At 31.0% G+C, this 17621-nt stretch carries 17 protein-coding genes and 1 tRNA gene; 17 read left to right on the plus strand and 1 reads right to left on the minus strand.

Features of this window, described 5'->3' with window-relative positions:
* Positions 1 to 27 precede the first annotated feature (27 nt).
* A complete protein-coding gene (gldA, locus tag Q0714_RS12560; RefSeq protein WP_298265582.1) occupies positions 28 to 921 on the plus strand; it encodes a gliding motility-associated ABC transporter ATP-binding subunit GldA in 894 nt (297 codons plus the stop codon).
* Here the strand turns inward: gldA and dnaE are convergent, their stop codons facing one another.
* Positions 922 to 5298 carry a DNA polymerase III subunit alpha gene (gene dnaE, locus Q0714_RS12565; protein WP_298265584.1) on the minus strand — a complete coding sequence of 1459 codons (4377 nt, stop codon included), beginning with the start codon at positions 5296 to 5298 and terminating at the stop codon, positions 922 to 924.
* Between the two features lie 280 nt (positions 5299 to 5578).
* On the opposite strand from dnaE, the gene Q0714_RS12570 reads away from it, so the two are divergent.
* From Q0714_RS12570 to Q0714_RS12645, 16 genes are all read left to right on the plus strand, one after another.
* Positions 5579 to 6031 carry a SoxR reducing system RseC family protein gene (locus Q0714_RS12570; RefSeq protein ID WP_298265586.1) on the plus strand — a complete coding sequence of 151 codons (453 nt, stop codon included), beginning with the start codon at positions 5579 to 5581 and terminating at the stop codon, positions 6029 to 6031.
* A complete protein-coding gene (locus tag Q0714_RS12575; RefSeq protein WP_298265588.1) occupies positions 6031 to 6936 on the plus strand; it encodes a Fe-S cluster domain-containing protein in 906 nt (301 codons plus the stop codon). Before Q0714_RS12570 ends, Q0714_RS12575 begins: the two co-directional genes overlap by 1 nt.
* Entirely contained in the window at positions 6929 to 8257 is a 1329-nt protein-coding gene (gene rsxC / locus Q0714_RS12580; RefSeq protein WP_298265590.1) for an electron transport complex subunit RsxC, read from the plus strand. The genes Q0714_RS12575 and rsxC overlap by 8 nt, the downstream gene beginning before the upstream one ends.
* Positions 8258 to 8259: 2 nt before the next feature.
* On the plus strand, positions 8260 to 9270 hold the full coding sequence (locus Q0714_RS12585; RefSeq protein WP_298265592.1) for an RnfABCDGE type electron transport complex subunit D: 1011 nt from the start codon (positions 8260 to 8262) through the stop codon (positions 9268 to 9270).
* A gap of 2 nt (positions 9271 to 9272) precedes the next feature.
* On the plus strand, positions 9273 to 9869 hold the full coding sequence (locus tag Q0714_RS12590) for an RnfABCDGE type electron transport complex subunit G (protein WP_298265594.1): 597 nt from the start codon (positions 9273 to 9275) through the stop codon (positions 9867 to 9869).
* Positions 9870 to 9874: 5 nt separating this feature from the next.
* Complete coding sequence (locus Q0714_RS12595; protein WP_298265596.1) at positions 9875 to 10480, plus strand: RnfABCDGE type electron transport complex subunit E; 606 nt, start codon at positions 9875 to 9877, stop codon at positions 10478 to 10480.
* Between the two features lie 2 nt (positions 10481 to 10482).
* Entirely contained in the window at positions 10483 to 11058 is a 576-nt protein-coding gene (locus tag Q0714_RS12600) for an RnfABCDGE type electron transport complex subunit A (protein ID WP_298265598.1), read from the plus strand.
* A gap of 98 nt (positions 11059 to 11156) precedes the next feature.
* Positions 11157 to 11741 (plus strand): 30S ribosomal protein S16, encoded by a 585-nt coding sequence (locus tag Q0714_RS12605; protein WP_298265600.1) that lies wholly within the window; start codon positions 11157 to 11159, stop codon positions 11739 to 11741.
* 17 nt (positions 11742 to 11758) lie between these two features.
* Positions 11759 to 12289 carry a ribosome maturation factor RimM gene (gene rimM, locus Q0714_RS12610; protein WP_298265602.1) on the plus strand — a complete coding sequence of 177 codons (531 nt, stop codon included), beginning with the start codon at positions 11759 to 11761 and terminating at the stop codon, positions 12287 to 12289.
* Between the two features lie 5 nt (positions 12290 to 12294).
* Positions 12295 to 12382: transfer RNA gene (locus Q0714_RS12615), tRNA-Ser, on the plus strand.
* A gap of 335 nt (positions 12383 to 12717) precedes the next feature.
* A complete protein-coding gene (locus tag Q0714_RS12620; protein ID WP_240241941.1) occupies positions 12718 to 13986 on the plus strand; it encodes a site-specific integrase in 1269 nt (422 codons plus the stop codon).
* A 55-nt stretch (positions 13987 to 14041) separates the two neighbouring features.
* The gene (locus tag Q0714_RS12625; protein ID WP_090119993.1) at positions 14042 to 14887 is read left to right on the plus strand and encodes an RteC domain-containing protein; all 846 of its coding nucleotides are present in this window, start codon (positions 14042 to 14044) and stop codon (positions 14885 to 14887) included.
* A gap of 366 nt (positions 14888 to 15253) precedes the next feature.
* Positions 15254 to 15532: a helix-turn-helix domain-containing protein gene (locus Q0714_RS12630; protein ID WP_090119995.1), complete on the plus strand. Its 279-nt coding sequence runs from the start codon at positions 15254 to 15256 to the stop codon at positions 15530 to 15532.
* A gap of 47 nt (positions 15533 to 15579) precedes the next feature.
* Positions 15580 to 16251 (plus strand): hypothetical protein, encoded by a 672-nt coding sequence (locus Q0714_RS12635; RefSeq protein WP_240241939.1) that lies wholly within the window; start codon positions 15580 to 15582, stop codon positions 16249 to 16251.
* Between the two features lie 275 nt (positions 16252 to 16526).
* Entirely contained in the window at positions 16527 to 16979 is a 453-nt protein-coding gene (locus tag Q0714_RS12640) for a hypothetical protein (protein WP_363317307.1), read from the plus strand.
* Between the two features lie 299 nt (positions 16980 to 17278).
* Entirely contained in the window at positions 17279 to 17590 is a 312-nt protein-coding gene (locus tag Q0714_RS12645) for a DUF6660 family protein (protein WP_298265612.1), read from the plus strand.
* Positions 17591 to 17621 lie beyond the last annotated feature (31 nt).

Raw genomic sequence — 17621 nt, forward strand, 5'->3', positions numbered from 1 at the left:
ATTGTAATTAAAATGTATTTTTGTTAAATGTCTATCGAAGTTAAAAATATAACCAAGTTTTATAAAGATCAAAAAGCATTAAATAATGTTAGTTTTTCTATTAAAAGAGGTGAAATAATTGGTTTTTTAGGTCCAAATGGAGCTGGTAAATCTACTTTAATGAAAATAATAACTGGTTATATCAATTCTTTTGAAGGAGAAGTTTTAGTAAATGGATTCAATATTGTTTCGGATAAGATTAAAGCGCAAAAAAGTATTGGATATTTGCCTGAACACAATCCTCTTTATTTGGATATGTTTGTAAAAGAATACTTATTTTTTAATGCAGAAATTCATCAGGTTTCTAAAAATGAAGTGTCTAAAATTATTGAAAAAGTAGGTTTGTTACCTGAAGCACATAAAAAAATAAATCAACTTTCTAAAGGATACAAACAGCGTGTTGGTTTAGCGGCAGCTTTATTACATAATCCAGAGGTTTTAATTTTAGATGAACCCACAACAGGTTTAGATCCTAATCAATTAATTGAAATTAGAAATTTAATTAAAGAAGTAGGTAAAAATAAAACAGTGTTGTTTTCAACTCACATTATGCAAGAAGTTGAAGCTATTTGTGATCGGGTAGTTTTATTAAATAAAGGGGAAATAGTAGCCGATAAAAAGCTTAATGAATTAAAAGAAAGTAGTCATCAAATAGTGGAAGTTTCTTTTGATTTTAAAATTGAAAAACAATTTATTGAAAAAATACCTTTTATAATAGAAGTTAACAATTTACATGATACTACTTGGCAACTAATTTTTGATACTAAAAAAGATATGGGAGCCACCATATTTGATTTTGCTCAAGAATATGGATTGAAAATTGTACAATTAAATACTCGAAATAGAAATTTAGAAAGTTTATTTAGAGAATTAACCTCTTAACTAACTCAATTTAAAAAGAACTTCCTTTTCCTCTAATTCTTTTAAAAATTGATTGGTAATTTTTACTTTGGCTGATCGGCTTCGCAAATTAACTTTAATTTTTTCTTTAAGGTCAAATACTAGAAAATCAAGTGGAACGGTTCCTTCATTTTTTTTAATGATTTGTTGTAACTCTTCAATTCTTGTATTGTTCAACTCTTGAATATTAAGCTGTAGTAATAATTTTTTAGATTGTTTTTCCAATACATCTTGAAGAATTTTAATATCGGTAAATTTTATTCTTGGTTCTCCAATTTTGCCCTCTTTGTTTCTCCATCCTGGAGAGATATTTACTTTAATTTGTCTAAATGAATTTTCAGTTAAAAAGGGTTTAAAATTTAAATAGTCTTCTTTAAAAATTCTAAATTCAAAACTGTCATCAAAGTCTTGTACCACAAAAGAAGCCCATTCGTTGCCGTTTTGAGAAATTCGGTGTTGTACATCTGTTAAAATACCTGAAAATGTTAAATTTGATCCAACGTATTTTGATAAATCTTCCTTAAAAATACTTACTGAGCAATTGCAGAAATATTTAATTTCATTTTTAAAATCATCTAAAGGATGACCAGAAATATAAATACCAACGAGTTCTTTTTCTTTAGAAAGTTCTTCCATGACTCCCCATTTTTCTGCTTGTGGAATTTCTGGTTCTGGAAATTGAATTTCTGAAGCCTCACCAAATAGAGATACTTGTGCAGAATTTTTATTTTCTTGATATTTATTGCCATATCTAATTGCACGTTCAATAAAAGTTACGCCTTTTTCATCCAATTGATAATATTGAGCACGATGAACATTTTTAAAAGAATCAAATCCACCAGCCATAGCTAATCCATCAAATGCTTTTTTATTTGCGGCTCTTAAATCTACTCGTTTTGTTAAGTCAAAAATTGAAGTATATGAACCATTCTTTTTGCGTTCTTCAACAATAGCATCTACGGCTGCTGCACCAACCCCTTTTATGGCTCCCATACCAAAGCGTATTGCACCTTCTTTATTGACACCAAATTTGTAAAATGATTCGTTTACATCAGGTCCTAAAACAGGAATTCCAGCACGTTTACACTCTTCCATAAAGAAAGTAACTTGTTTAATGTCGTTCATATTATTAGATAATACTGACGCCATGTATTCTGCTGGGTAATGTGCTTTTAAATAAGCTGTTTGGTAAGCTATATAGGCATAGCAAGTAGAATGCGATTTATTAAAAGCATAAGCAGCAAAGGCTTCCCAATCTTTCCAAATCTTTTCTAAAACTTCTTCAGGATGGTTGTTTTTTTTACCACCTTCAATAAATTTAGGTTTTAGTTTTTCAAGCAGCGCAAATATTTTTTTACCCATAGCTTTACGCAGCATGTCTGCTTCACCTTTGGTAAAGTTTGCCAACTTTTGAGAAAGTAACATAACCTGTTCTTGATAAACGGTAATCCCATAAGTTTCCTTGAGATATTCTTCCATGTCAGGCAAATCGTAGGTAATTTCTTCTCTACCATGTTTTCTATCAATAAAGGAAGGAATATATTCCATTGGTCCAGGTCTGTACAAAGCGTTCATAGCAATTAAATCGGCAAACTCGGTTGGTTTTAACGATTTCATGTGTTTTTGCATTCCAACAGATTCGTATTGAAAAACACCAATGGTTTCACCTTTTTGAAACAGCTCGTAGGTTTTTTGGTCGTCTAAAGAAAACTCATCGGGTGTCAATTCCACTCCGTGAATTGCCTTTACAATTTTAACGGTATCTTTAATTAAGGTCAATGTTTTTAACCCTAAAAAGTCCATTTTAAGTAAACCAGCACTTTCAACAACGTTGTTGTCGAACTGGGTAACATACATGTCTGAATCTTTAGCAGTTGCAATAGGTATTAAGTTGGTAATTTCTTCAGGAGTAATGATAACCCCACATGCGTGAATTCCAGTATTTCTAACAGAACCTTCTAAGGCACAAGCTTGGGTTAATGTTTGACCTTCTAAATCATCGCCTTCTGCAATTCGTTTAAGTTCTTGAACATTTTCAAACTCTTCAGAGCGCAATCCTTTAATTTTATTTTTACTTTTTTCATCTACGCCAAAAATGTTTTGCAATTTCACACCTGGGATTAGTTTTGCAATTCTATCGGCTTCATGTAAAGGTAAATCTAGAGCTCTAGCGGTATCTCTTACCGAAGATTTTGCGGCCATGGTACCATAGGTAATAATTTGAGCAACTTGGCTGGCTCCGTACTTTTCTATCACAAAATCTATCACCTTTTGTCTACCTTCATCATCAAAATCAATATCAATATCGGGAAGTGATACACGATCTGGGTTTAAGAAACGCTCAAAAAGTAGGTCGTATTTAATTGGATCAATATTAGTAATCCAAAGACAGTAAGCAACAGCAGAGCCAGCTGCTGAGCCACGACCAGGTCCCACAGAAACTCCCATTTTTCGAGCTTCTAAAATAAAATCCCAAACGATTAAAAAATAACCAGGGTAACCTGTTTTTTCAATAATGGAAAGTTCAAAATCTAAACGTTCTTTAATGTCTTTATCAAAATTAGCACCATATCTTTTTTTAGCACCTTCAAAAGTTAGGTGTTTTAAATAGGCATTTTCCCCACGAACACCTCCATCAATTTCATCTTGCGGATCAATAAATTGTTGAGGAATATCAAATTTTGGTAATAATACATCTCTAGCGAGTGTATAGGTTTCAATTTTACTAACAATTTCCTCAATATTGGTAATTGCTTCAGGAACATCAACAAACAAGTCTTTCATTTGTTGTTGATTTTTAAAGTAGTATTCACTATTTGGAAGACCAAATCGGTATCCTCTTCCTTTTCCTTTTGGGGTGGCAATTTTTTCGCCGTCTTTTACACATAATAAAATATCATGTGCTTCAGACTCATCTTTAGAAGTGTAAAAAGTATTATTGGTGGCAATTAATTTTACGTTGTGTTTTTTAGAAAATTCAATTAACACATTATTAACATGATTTTCATTTTCTTGGTTATGGCGCATAATTTCTAAATAGAAATCATCTCCAAATTGTTCTTTCCACCACAGCAATGCTTCTTCAGCCTGATTTTCACCAACATTTAAAATCTTGCTTGGAATCTCTCCATATAAATTTCCTGAAAGTACTATTAAGTCTTCTTTGTATTGCTCAATAATTTTTTTATCAATTCTAGGTACGTAGTAAAATCCTTGAGTATGAGAAATGGAGGACATTTTAGCTAAATTATGATAGCCGTTTTTATTTTTTGCTAGGATGACTATTTGATATCCATTGTCTTTTCTAGTTTTGTCTAAATGATTTTCACAAACATTGAATTCACATCCTAAAATGGGGGTTAATAATTGTTTAGGTTGTTGTCCTTCTTCTAAATCATCATTAAACTTTTTAGCAGAAGAATTGTAAGAAAGAGCTTCTTTAATAAAGTTAAAAGCGCCCATCATATTACCGCTATCAGTTAAAGCAACAGCAGGCATATGGTACTTTACAGCAGAATTTATTAAATTGCTGATGCTGGAAGTAGATTGTAAAACAGAAAATTGTGAATGACAGTGCAAATGTGAAAAAGAAGCCTCTTTAAAATCTTTTATAACATCTTTAGAATGAGATGAAAGGTCAACCTTAGTTTCTGTCTTGGTTTTTAACTTTTTACTTTCTTTTTTTAAGTTTAGATGTTTTAAGCCAATAACATTGATTGTTGTTGGATTTTTAGCATTAAAGTTTTCAAAATAATCTGAAGGAACATCTAATTCTTCTTGGGTATAAACACGCTGTCTAATCAATTCTAAAAAACAACGAGTAGTTGCTTCAACATCAGCTGTAGCATTGTGGGCTTCAGCAAAAGGTTCATTAAAAAGGTGTTCATGCAATTCGGTAAGTGTAGGTAGTTTAAATTTACCTCCTCTACCTCCAGGAATTTGACAAAGAGCAGCGGTTGTTTCTGTACAAGTGTCTAAAATTGGTAATTCTAACAGGGTAGTTTCCAATTCTTTTCTAACATATTCACAGCCCATTACGTTAAGGTCAAAATTTACATTTTGACCAACAACAAATTTTGATTTAGAGAGCGCTTTATTAAAAAGATGTAATACTTTTTCTAAACGTTCACCTTTACTTTCAGCAAGTTCAGTTGAAATTCCATGTATTTGCTCAGCATCATACGGAATATTATAATCTTCAGGTTGAATCAAAAAGTCTTGTTGCTCAATTAATTCACCATATTCATTATGCAATTGCCAAGCAATTTGAACACATCTTGGCCAATTTTCTGTATCAGTAATTGGTGCATTCCAATTTTTTGGTAAACCAGTGGTTTCTGTGTCAAATATTAAAAACATGTGCTAGAATGTTAGGTGAAAAATGAGTTTTTAAAAATAGGAATTTAATAAGATTTTATATTTGTAATCAATGATTATTTATTAACAATCAGGTTTTATTTTTAGATGTTTAACAGAATTTAAGAAAGCTAAATGATATTGAATAAAATTGAAGAATATTTTAAAATTATCGCAATAACCATAGCTTTAAATTTAAACAATAAAATCCTAACATAGGTCATACTTTATAAAAAAAAGATGTCCTAATTTTAGCAATGCAAGTTAATGCAGATAAATGATAATGGAAAAACTTGATTTAAATAGCTATAAAAACCAAGGTCAAAACACGATAAATCACGAGGGAATTATTTCTAAGATTTCTAACGGAGTTTTAACAGTTTCGTTAAAAGGAAATATAAACTGTGAGGCTTGTAATGCAAAAGCAGCCTGTGGAGTTTCAGAATCAAATTCAAAAGAAATTGAAATTGAAACTAACAACTCTTCATTTCAACTAAATGAACAAGTTGAAGTTATTTTAGCGAAGCAATTAGGCTTAAAAGCAGTTTTTTGGGCGTATGTTTTTCCTTTTGTTTTAGTACTTGTTGTGCTATTTGTTTCTTCAAACTTTTTAAAAGAATGGCAAGCAGGTTTGATAGCCCTTTTTGTTTTGGCTCCTTACTATTTTACGCTTTATGTTTTAAAAAATTTATTTAAAAAAACATTTAAAGTTTCAATTTTAAAAAATAACTACTAATGACAGATTCAGTTTTATATAGTGTTTTGTTGTTGGCTTCTTTAGGAATTGTTGCGGCAGTAGTGCTGTATGTAGTTTCTAAAAAGTTTTACGTATATGAAAATCCACTAATTGCAGATGTTGATGAAATATTGCCAGGTGCAAATTGTGCAGGTTGCGGATCGCCTGGTTGTAAATCTTTTGCTGAAAAATTGGTAAATACAGAAGATATATCAGATATGTTTTGCCCTGTAGGAGGAAACGAGGTGATGAAACAAGTGGCAACTATATTGGGCAAAGAAGTAGCAGAAAAAGATCCAACTGTAGCAGTGTTACGTTGCCAAGGAAGTTGTGAAGTTCGTCCTAAAACAACTGAGTTTCAAGGACCTAGAACTTGTGCTATTTCTGCAATGATTTATAGTGGTGAAACAGACTGCCAATATGGATGTTTAGGAGACGGTGACTGTATTAAGGTATGTAAGTTTGATGCTATGTATATGGATGAAACTACAGGTTTACCAGTGATCATTACCGACAAATGTACAAGTTGTGGAGCTTGTGTTGAAGAATGTCCTCGCGATATTATTGAAATGAGACCACGTAATAAACGTGATTTAAAAGTGTTTGTAGGCTGTTTGAATGAAGATAAAGGAGGAATTGCAAAAAAATCCTGTGCGGTTGCTTGTATTGGTTGTTCTAAATGTGAAGATATTTGCCCAAAAGATGCCGTAGTTATGGTGAATAATTTAGCCTACATAGATCCTGTTTTATGTACACTATGTAGAAAATGTGTAGATATTTGCCCTACTCACTCTATTATTGAAACAAATTTCCCTCCTAAGAAACCAAAAAAAGTGGTAGCGAAAAAAAACCTTATAAAAAAAGAAGCAACTGTTGAACCCTTAAATGTAAAAACTGATGCTTAAAACATTTCCAAAAGGAGGAATTCATCCTCCAGAAAATAAAATTACTGCAGAAAAAAGAATTAGAAGAATGACCGTTCCTAAGGTGGTTTATGTGCCAATAGCGCAACATATTGGAATTCCTTCTGAAATTATCGTAGAGAAAAAAGATAAAGTTGAAATTGGTCAGGTAATTGCAAAATCTGGTGGATTTGTTTCTTCAAATATTCATTCTCCTGTTGCAGGTATAGTGACTAAATTAGATATGATTATTGACACAAGTGGTTATAAAAAACAATGCATAGTGATTAGAACTGATGTTAAAAACGAATCTAATTTTGAAGAAAAAGACTATCCTTTAAAGTCGCAAATTGATATGGCTCCTAAAGCTATTTTACAGCGTATTTCAGATTTTGGAATTGTTGGTTTAGGAGGCGCAACTTTTCCATCTCATGTTAAATTAAATGTAAAAGAAGGTGTAAAGTTAGATTGTTTATTAATTAACGGTGTTGAATGTGAACCTTATTTAACTGCTGATCATAGATTAATGCTCGAAAAGGCAGATGAAATTGTTGTTGGTATTAAAATTTTGTTAGTTGCCTTAAATATAAATAAAGCAATTATTGGCATTGAAAATAATAAGAAAGATGCTATTAAATTATTTAAAGAACTTACCAAAAATGAATCTAATATTCAGGTAGCTGCTTTGCAAGTAAAATACCCTCAAGGTGGAGAAAAACAATTAGTGAAAGCAATTTTAGGAAGAGAAGTTCCAAAAAATGGATTGCCTTTAGATGTGGGTGTTATTGTTCATAATGTTGGAACTATTTTTGCCATTTATGAAGCCGTTCAATACAATAAACCTTTAACTGAACGTGTAGTAACAGTTACAGGTAAAAAATTAGAAAATCCTTCAAATTTTTGGGTGAAAATAGGAACTCCAATTACCGACTTAGTTACAGAGGTTGGAGGTTTGCCTGAAGGTACTCGAAAATTGGTTAACGGAGGGCCAATGATGGGGAAAGCTATTAAAAATACCGATGTACCGGTTACAAAAGGAACTTCAGGTATTTTAGTTATTTCAGAAGAGGAAGCAAGTAGAGGTGAGGCAAAAAATTGTATTCGTTGCGGCGAATGTGTTTTTGTGTGTCCTATGGGGTTGGAACCTCATTTGTTAATGAATCTTACAGAAAAAGGATTTTATGAAAAAGCTTCAAATGAAGATATTATGACCTGTATTGAATGTGGTTCGTGTAGCTATGTATGTCCTTCGCATAGACCCTTGCTAGATTATATTCGCTTTGGAAAAAACATTGTCAAAAAATTACAAACCGCTAAAAATTAAAAATGAGTACACAACCAATTATTATATCGGCTTCACCTCATGTGCATTCAGATAGAACTTCAAAAAAATTAATGTACGATGTTGTGATTGCTTTAATTCCAGCATTTTTAGTTTCGTTATATGTGTTTGGAATTCGTGCTTTTATTGTTACAGCAGTAGCCATAATTTCTTGTTTATTATTTGAGTATTTAATTCAAAAATATTTAATGAAGACTAAAGTTACTATTGGTGATGGTTCAGCTTTGTTAACAGGAATTTTATTGGCTTTTAACTTACCTTCAGGGCTTCCAATTTGGATGATAGTTATAGGTAGTTTAGTGGCAATTGGAATTGCAAAATTGTCTTTTGGGGGGCTAGGGTTTAACATTTTTAACCCAGCTTTAGTTGGGAGAGTATTTTTATTGGTTTCATTTCCAGTACAAATGACAATGTGGCCTACTGCAGTTGAAAATAATACGACTATTGCAGATGCTGTTACAGGGGCAACTCCTTTAGGGGTGATTAAAGAAGGGTTGATGTTTGGAGATACCATGTCAACCATTGCAACAAAAATCCCTTCAACAGTTGAGTTATTTTTAGGGTTAACAGGTGGTTCAATTGGTGAAATGTCTGCATTAGCATTGTTGATAGGAGGAGTGTACTTAATTGTTAGAAAAGTTATTACTTGGCATATTCCAATAACTATGTTGGTGACTATGGCAGTAATGACTGGTATTTTTTGGATGGTAAATCCTGAACAATACGCAAACCCCTTAATTCATATTTTATCAGGTGGAGCATTGCTAGGAGCATTTTTTATGGCAACAGATTTAGTTACTAGTCCTGTGACCAAAAAAGGAATGATAGTTTTTGCTATTGGTATTGCAGTTATAACTGTTGTAATTAGATTGTTTGGTGCTTATCCTGAGGGTGTTTCATTTGCAATTTTAATTATGAATGCTTTTGTGCCTTTAATTAATACCTATTTTAAACCTAGACGATTTGGTTCAAAAATTAAATCTAAAATTGTGTAATCATGAGTAAAAAGAAAGATACATTTTTAAATATGGTAGTATCCTTATTTGTAATTACCATAGTTGCAGGGTTTTCTTTGGGTTTTGTGAACGACTTAACAGTGGGGCCTAAAGCTAAAGCTAAGCTTGAAAAAAAGGTGAATGCATTAAAACTAGTACTACCAACATTCGATAACAATCCGGTTGATGATATTCTATTGGTACAATCTGAATTAGCAAAAGATAGCATTGAAATGTATCCTGCATTTTCTGAAAATAAATTTGTAGGAGCAGCTGTAATTGGTTCAACTGAAAAAGGGTTTAGTGGATTGATAAAAATTATGGTCGGTTTTAATGAAGGAGGAAACATTAAAAATATTGAAGTTTTAGAGCAAAAGGAAACTCCAGGCTTAGGTACCAAAATGAAAGATGAAAAGTTTTTGGCTCAATTTAGAGAAAAAAATCCTTCAAACTTTAATATAAAAGTAACCAAAGATGGTGGAGAAATTGATGCCTTAACAGGGGCTACAATTACTTCGCGTGCTTTTGGCGAAGCAGTTCAAATGGCTTATGATGAATTTGTTGACAATAAGGATTCATTAAAAAAATCAAAAAAATAAGATTTATGGCTGAAAAAATGAATCAAACTCAAAATTTCTTAAAAGGAATTGTAAAGGAAAATCCAGTTTTTGTAATGCTCTTAGGAATGTGTCCAACATTAGGGGTTACCTCATCTGCGTTTAATGGTTTAGGAATGGGTGTTGCTACGTTATTTGTATTACTAATGTCTAATATTGTTGTTTCATTAGTAAAATCACAAATACCAAGTAAAGTTCGTATCCCAGCATTTATAATAATTATAGCTTCATTTGTAACTATTGTTGAAATGGTGTTAGAAGCATTTATACCATTTTTATATGAACAATTAGGAATTTTTATTCCATTAATTGTGGTAAACTGCTTAATATTAGGAAGAGCAGAGGCATTTGCTTCAAAAAACAACTTAATGTCTTCCATATTAGATGCATTAGGAATGGGATTAGGTTTTGTAATTGCATTGACAATGTTAGGTGCTGTGCGCGAAATTTTAGGAAGTGGGAGTTTATTTGAACTAAAATTTGTTTCTGAAAACGCCAACACCTTTATTTTGTTTATTCTGCCTCCTGGAGCATTTATAGCCTTGGCATATTTAACAGTTTTATTCAATAAAATTTCAATCAAAACTTCATAAAAATGGATTATATTATTATACTTATTGCAGCTGTTTTTGTAAATAACATTGTATTATCACAGTTTTTAGGAATTTGCCCTTTTCTTGGAGTTTCTAATAAAGTTTCAACATCTGTAGGGATGTCGGGTGCTGTATTGTTTGTAATGACCATAGCAACTATGGCAACTTACTTACTACATCAATATATTTTAGTCCCTGCTGGGTTAGACTATTTAAGAACCATTACATTTATACTAGTAATTGCAGCATTGGTGCAAATGGTTGAAATTATTTTGAAAAAAGTAAGTCCACCTTTATACCAAGCATTAGGTGTGTTTTTACCTTTAATTACCACAAACTGTGCTGTTTTAGGTGTAGCAATTTTAGCTTTAGGATTAGAAGGCGGAAGCTTGTTAAAAGCAGTGTTTTTTGCAGTAGCAAATTCAATAGGTTTTGCATTAGCATTAATTGTATTTGCAAGTATTAGAGAGTATTTAGAATTGGCAAACATTCCTAAAGGAATGAAAGGTGTTCCAATAAATTTATTAGTAGCAGGATTATTATCGTTAGCTTTTTTAGGATTTACAGGTTTAGTTTAAAATATACTGAACGATAGCGTGTTATTTAAAAATATCTAACTATATTTGCAAACTCAAAATTAATAACCAAGGTCGAGAACCTTAAAAATTAAAACAAAATGCCAGTAAAAATTAGATTACAAAGACACGGTAAAAAAGGAAAACCATTTTATTGGATTGTAGCTGCAGATGCACGCTCAAAAAGAGATGGTAAATACTTAGAAAAAATTGGGACTTATAATCCTAATACAAATCCAGCTTCTATTGATTTAGATGTAGATGGTGCCGTAAAATGGTTGCAAAATGGTGCACAACCAACTGACACAGCAAAAGCAATTTTATCTTATAAAGGTGCAATGCTTAAAAATCACTTAGCAGGTGGTGTTAGAAAGGGAGCTTTAACAGAAGAGCAAGCAGAAGAAAAATTCCAAGCTTGGTTAGATGAAAAAACTGCTAAAATCAATGCTAAAAAAGAAGGTTTAACTAAAGCTGAAGCTGATGCGAAAGCAAAAGCATTAGCTGCTGAAGCTAAAATTAACGAAGAACGTGCTGCTGCTGCTAAAGAAGTAGAAGAAGCTGCAATTAAAGCTGAGGCAGATGCAAAAGCTGCTGCTAAAGCTGTAGAAGAAGTTGTTGAGGAGCAGGCTCCAGAAACAATTGATGATGCTCAAGCTGCTGCATCTGAAGAAGGAAAAGCAGAGTAACTAGTTATTTATCGATAATGCGTAAAGAAGATTGTTTTTATTTAGGCAAAATCGTAAGAAAACATAGTTTTAAAGGTGAAGTTGTTGTCAAACTAGACACTGACGAACCTGAATTGTATCAAAATTTGGAATCAGTATTTGTTGCTTTAGGCAATAATCTGGTTCCTTTTTTTATAGAAGAAAGTCTACTTCAAAAAGGAAATCAATTACGTATTAGGTTTGAAGATGTTGCTAATGAAGATGATGCGGACGCTATTATAGGTTCAGAATTATATTTGCCTTTAGAATTTCTTCCTAAGTTAAAAGGAAATAAATTCTATTTTCACGAAATTATTGGTTTTGATATAGAAGATGTTAATTATGGTTATGTTGGAGTTGTAAAAGGAGTAAATGATAGTTCTGCACAACCGTTGTTTGAAATTAACTCGAATGGAGTAGATGTGTTTATTCCAATGATTGACAACTTTATTAAAAAAGTGGATAGAGAAAACAACAAGATTATTGTTGAAACTCCAGAAGGTTTAATAGATTTGTATTTAAACCAATAAAAAATAGAGAGGTGGCCGAGTGGTCGAAGGCGCACGCCTGGAAAGTGTGTATACTCCAAAAGGGTATCGAGGGTTCGAATCCCTTCCTCTCTGCGAAAATGAACACAAATTGAATCAAAACACAGCAAACCATAGGTTTTACGGGGTTTTGAATTTTAGGAGTTAACAGATATATTGATTTAAATTCATTAAATAAGTCAACAAATCGGTCAACAAATAAAAAAAGTAAATTTGTTGACCGAATTATTGCTGTAGATACTGTAAATACTGATAAAATGTATTTTTAAAAACGGTGAAACAGTACATAATTTAATGAGAATAAGGTAGGATTTGGTCAACAAATCTTATACATTTGTTACTAGGGCCAATATCCATAGTTGATTTGACTTTCGTCTTTAAAAAAAGTTAAACTTAAAAAGACGACAACTATGAAAACCCAAAACACTTTTTCAATCCTAATTTGGATTAATGCTTCACGTGCCAAAAATAACGAAGCGGATTTATTCGCAAGAATTACGGTTAATCAGAAACGAGTTAATATTAGCCTAAAAAGAAAAGTTCTTTTAGAATCTTGGGATAAATCTAAATCCAAAATTAAAGGAAACAGTCAAGAGGCTAGAGTTATCAATAATTATATTGACCAAACACAAGCTTCAATCTTCAAAGCATACCAGGAATTAGTTAATGAAAGAAAATTAATAACAGCTGAAGCTATTAAAGCTCGATTTTTAGGAACCGACCAACAATATTATTCGCTTCAAAATATTATTGATTATCATAATACTAATTTTGCTCACAAGTTAAATAAAGCCACACTTGGCCTTTATAAAACTACCCAGAGTTATTTAATGGAGTTCGTACTGAAAGAATACAAAACTTCAGATATTTACTTGAGAGACCTAAATTATTCATTTGTTGTGCAATTTGACAATTTCTTAAGAGGCTATAAACTTTCAAGAAATAAGAAAAGAATAGGTAATAATACCATCATAAAACACATTCAACGCTTAAGAAAAATGGTAACTATGGCCTTTCATATGGAATGGATAGAAAGAGACCCATTTGTTAAATATAAACCTTCATTTATTAAAAAGGAACGTGAGTTTTTATCAAAAAAAGAACTTGAAAGTATTGAAAACTATAGCACAGATATTGAACGTTTAGATTTAGTAAAGGATCTTTTTATTTTTAGCAGCTACACAGGTATTGCATATGTTGATATTATGAAGCTTAAAAAAGACAATGTGGTTTTTGGGATTGATGGTAATAAATGGATAATTACCAAAAGACAAAAAACAAATACACCAGTGAAAATACCAATACTAGACCAAGCTCAATACTTAATTGATAAATACAGAAATAATGAAAGAGCAGCTCTAAATGGTACCGTTTTTCCTGCGTTATCAAATCAAAAATTAAATAGTTATTTAAAAGAAATAGCAGATGCTTGTAAGATTAAAAAGAACCTAACATTTCATATGGCGCGCCATACATTTGCAACTACAGTAACGCTAACAAATGGCGTTCCAATTGAAACCGTTTCTAAAATTTTAGGACACACAAAAATTGCTACAACTCAAATTTATGCTAGAGTAATTGAAAGAAAAGTAAGTGATGATATGAATGCTTTAAAAGTGTTATTAAATACCAAATCAGAGCAAGGTTCAGAAGTAGTTCAGAAGAAATCTAACAGCTAACTAATTTATAGTTTTTTTTTTATTTTTAAATGCTTAAAAAAATTGAAAAACCTATATGAAAAAAACTACTATTGCCTTTAATAGGTATAAAAAATCTATTGTATTAATTGAAAAATCTAATTTAAAAGATCTAACAATTTTAAAACAAGGTATTGTACTTTCAAGAACGTGTCTAAATGAATTTAGCACACTTGTAAGGACTAAAAAATTCCCTTCAAAAAAAGAAGAAATAACATTTTTTAAATATCAAAAACCGTATGTAGAAGGGAGACTCCAGTACTTTAAATGGTTACATAATTATTTACTTGAAAAACCAATTTCTGGTAACTCAAAACAACAGAAGTACATTAGCAATGAACTTGATAGGTTAGATAGCAGAAAATGGAAACAGTTGGAATTTGTAAAGTATTATAGGTTAAAAGAAGATAAACTAGACCACCTTTATTTTTTAAGAGATATCGAACAATTAGATTTATTTATCGATAGCTCGCATCACTTTAAAGATCCGGAATTTACAACCAGTCACGATTACCTTGTATCAAAAATTATTGCACACGATTTATTAATTGCATTTTTTTCTAACGAGTTGAAAATACTTAAAAACAAGAAATCAAATGATGTAGTTATCGAAGAGGTTAAACCAGCCATTTTAAGAGATCTAAATTGGACAGGAACTAAAACGGATTTAGTTGAATTAATTTTCGCTTTAAAAGAGTCAGGTGTTTTAAGAAATGGAAGAGCAGAACTAAAAAAAATTAAAAATGTAATTGAACTACTTTTTGAAATTGAATTAGGTAATATTTATAAAGTTTTTGAGCAAATTAAAGCTAGAGAGAAAGATCAAACAAAATTTATAGATTCTTTAAAAATTGGACTCATTAATAGAATTGAATCTAATTAAAGTATTGTTGTTAAATTACTGTTTTAGTGTTGGTTATGGTTTTTATATGTTCTATAATAAATAGGACTACCTAACGACTACCTAAAATTGAAAAAAAGAGATGATTTTTTATTAAAAAATCATCTCTTTTTATTTATAAACATACCTTTTTATTGAAATTGAATCCAGTGTGATTATAAATTCTAACTTTTTTTAAAATTCAAAGTTTTTAAACTCTTGTCATTCAGTAAGTTAAAATTTTTAAAATGTTAAATTTTTTAGGTACTACCTAATGACTACCTAAAGATTCTCAATAGAACTTTTAAGCTTTGTAGCACGAAAGTCAAATCGCTATAAACAATTATTAATTTAAAAAATACTTAATCAATGCCAACACAAATTATAACAACTGATGATTTAAGAGAGTTTAAAATTGAACTATTAGATGACATTAAAAGTTTACTTCAAAAAACGACTGCTGCACCTCAAAAAAAATATTTAAAATCAGCAGAATTAATGAAAATATTGAAAGTAAGTCCGGGAACACTTCAAACTTTAAGAATTAACGGAACACTACCGTACACAAAAATTGGAGGGATCATTTTCTACGATGCAGAAGAAATTGAAAACGTAATGAAAGAAAACAGTATTCATAACAAATTTTAAGAATAACGTCATTCTGAACCTGTTCAGAATCTTACTATTTAGAGCCTATGAATTACATAAAACATCTCAACGGTATCTTTCATCAATTTTCAAAAGATACTCGTTTAAATCCAACACATATTAGCCTATATATTGCTTTATTTCAGATTTGGAATTACAATCGATTTCCAGATGAATTTTATATAAATCGAGAAGAAGTTATGAAGTTTTCTAAAATCGGTTCTAACACAACATATCATCGTTGTATTAAAGAGTTAAGTCATTGGAAATACATTATTTATAGTCCTTCTCACAATCCGTTTAAAGGCAGTAAAGTGAAGTTGTTTAATTTCAGTACAAGTGATAAGCAAGATTTGTATTTAGACTCTACCATAAATGAACAAGCGCTGGTATCTAATATAAACATTAATAAACATACTATAAACATAAATAAACCTCTCTCTCTAAAAAAGGTTTTCAATTTTTTTAAAAAAAAGGATTGGTCAGAAAAAGAAGCAGAAAAATTTTTCAATTACTACGAATCTGTAGGATGGAAAAAAGGAAACAATCCAATTGAAAATTGGCAAGCTGCAGCAGAGAGTTGGATGTTAAAAATAGACGAATTTACTATTTCAAAACGAAAAGAATCAAAAACAAATCAAAACACAGATTTACCACTTGACCATTTTCAAGACAACCTCCACACCAACCAAAACAAAAACTATAACGAACCTTTATAAGATTCTGTCATTTCTGCGTAGGCAGGAATCTCATCATTTGGAAAATAAAAACTATGAAACCACAACCACACATAAAAATCGAAGGAATATCAAAATTCCAAATAGGAGAAATAAGAAACAACACAGTCCATTACGATTTTGAAAAAATAAAAACCTACCTCAACATCAAAGGTCACATACTATTCGGTAAAAATTTCAAAATCTACAATGAAGACGAACCTCTACTTTTCAAACTATGCAATTACTTTATCCAGGATCATTATAGTTGTGCACAAATGGGAATAGACACCAATAAAGGATTATTACTATCTGGCCCAGTAGGTTGTGGAAAAACATCACTAATGAAATTACTTTTACATCTAGCGCCACACAAAACTAATTACGAACTCATTCCCTCCAGGAATATTGTTTTCAATTTCAATGCAAAAGGTTATGCTGTTTTTGAAAAATACAATCAAACTCAAAACTATTGTTTCGATGATTTAGGAGTAGAACCAACAGGTAGCCACTACGCAAAAGAGTGCAATGTATTAGGTGAAATCTTGCTCTCTCGTTACGATTTATTTATGCGTAATCCTGAACGCAGTCAGAAGGTGTTAACCCACATAACCACGAACCTCAACGCGCAAGAAATTGAAAAACGTTACGGAAACAGGGTGAGAAGCAGAATGAGAACAATGTTTAATTTAATTAGCTTTGATGAAAACTCAATTGATAAAAGAAAATAACTTTTTATTCGTCACCCTGAACTTGGTTCAGGGTCCCACCAATTATATTAGGTTGTTTGTTGTGGAATGAAAAAACAAAACCCACTTCAAGAGAAGTGGGTTAAAAAAAATTGCTATGAAAAAGATTAGGCCTATGAAAACCTAAGACTCAAATATAGTATTATCTTCCTAAAAATAAAAAAAAACATTTTTCTATTTTGTAGTATTAAACAAAATCAAACTACCTTAAAAAGTAGTTAATATAATGCGTTAACTTATTTGCAATGCCATTGCATTAAATAATTTATATATTTGCTACAATGAAATTTATAGCATTCATATTTTCAATTTATATTCTCGCACTTAATTTTGCACCTTGTGTAGATAATAGTGAAATTGATGATAATGTTAAAACAGAAATTTCACAAACTAATGGTGACGAGCATCAACATCAAGATTCAGATTTATGCTCCCCTTTTTGTATGTGTCATTGTTGTCATATTAATGTAATACAGTTTCAATTCACTTATACAAAACTTGATGTAAATAATTATTATACTCAAAATTTCTTCTACCTAAACGGTTTAGAAACAAATTATTCTACTTCTATTTTACAGCCTCCAAGGGCATAATTCAGTTTTATCTAGGATAATTATATCCAAT

Origin of the sequence: uncultured Lutibacter sp., assembly GCF_947493565.1 — a bacterium.
Lineage (GTDB): Bacteria > Bacteroidota > Bacteroidia > Flavobacteriales > Flavobacteriaceae > Lutibacter > Lutibacter aestuarii.

Coding starts and splice junctions, on each gene's coding strand:
- gldA (WP_298265582.1), top strand. CDS start 28: ATGTCTATCGAAGTTAAAAATATAACCAAGTTTTATAAAGATCAAAAA.
- dnaE (WP_298265584.1), bottom strand. CDS start 5,298: ATGTTTTTAATATTTGACACAGAAACCACTGGTTTACCAAAAAATTGG.
- Q0714_RS12570 (WP_298265586.1), top strand. CDS start 5,579: ATGGAAAAACTTGATTTAAATAGCTATAAAAACCAAGGTCAAAACACG.
- Q0714_RS12575 (WP_298265588.1), top strand. CDS start 6,031: ATGACAGATTCAGTTTTATATAGTGTTTTGTTGTTGGCTTCTTTAGGA.
- rsxC (WP_298265590.1), top strand. CDS start 6,929: ATGCTTAAAACATTTCCAAAAGGAGGAATTCATCCTCCAGAAAATAAA.
- Q0714_RS12585 (WP_298265592.1), top strand. CDS start 8,260: ATGAGTACACAACCAATTATTATATCGGCTTCACCTCATGTGCATTCA.
- Q0714_RS12590 (WP_298265594.1), top strand. CDS start 9,273: ATGAGTAAAAAGAAAGATACATTTTTAAATATGGTAGTATCCTTATTT.
- Q0714_RS12595 (WP_298265596.1), top strand. CDS start 9,875: ATGGCTGAAAAAATGAATCAAACTCAAAATTTCTTAAAAGGAATTGTA.
- Q0714_RS12600 (WP_298265598.1), top strand. CDS start 10,483: ATGGATTATATTATTATACTTATTGCAGCTGTTTTTGTAAATAACATT.
- Q0714_RS12605 (WP_298265600.1), top strand. CDS start 11,157: ATGCCAGTAAAAATTAGATTACAAAGACACGGTAAAAAAGGAAAACCA.
- rimM (WP_298265602.1), top strand. CDS start 11,759: ATGCGTAAAGAAGATTGTTTTTATTTAGGCAAAATCGTAAGAAAACAT.
- Q0714_RS12620 (WP_240241941.1), top strand. CDS start 12,718: ATGAAAACCCAAAACACTTTTTCAATCCTAATTTGGATTAATGCTTCA.
- Q0714_RS12625 (WP_090119993.1), top strand. CDS start 14,042: ATGAAAAAAACTACTATTGCCTTTAATAGGTATAAAAAATCTATTGTA.
- Q0714_RS12630 (WP_090119995.1), top strand. CDS start 15,254: ATGCCAACACAAATTATAACAACTGATGATTTAAGAGAGTTTAAAATT.
- Q0714_RS12635 (WP_240241939.1), top strand. CDS start 15,580: ATGAATTACATAAAACATCTCAACGGTATCTTTCATCAATTTTCAAAA.
- Q0714_RS12640 (WP_363317307.1), top strand. CDS start 16,527: ATGGGAATAGACACCAATAAAGGATTATTACTATCTGGCCCAGTAGGT.
- Q0714_RS12645 (WP_298265612.1), top strand. CDS start 17,279: ATGAAATTTATAGCATTCATATTTTCAATTTATATTCTCGCACTTAAT.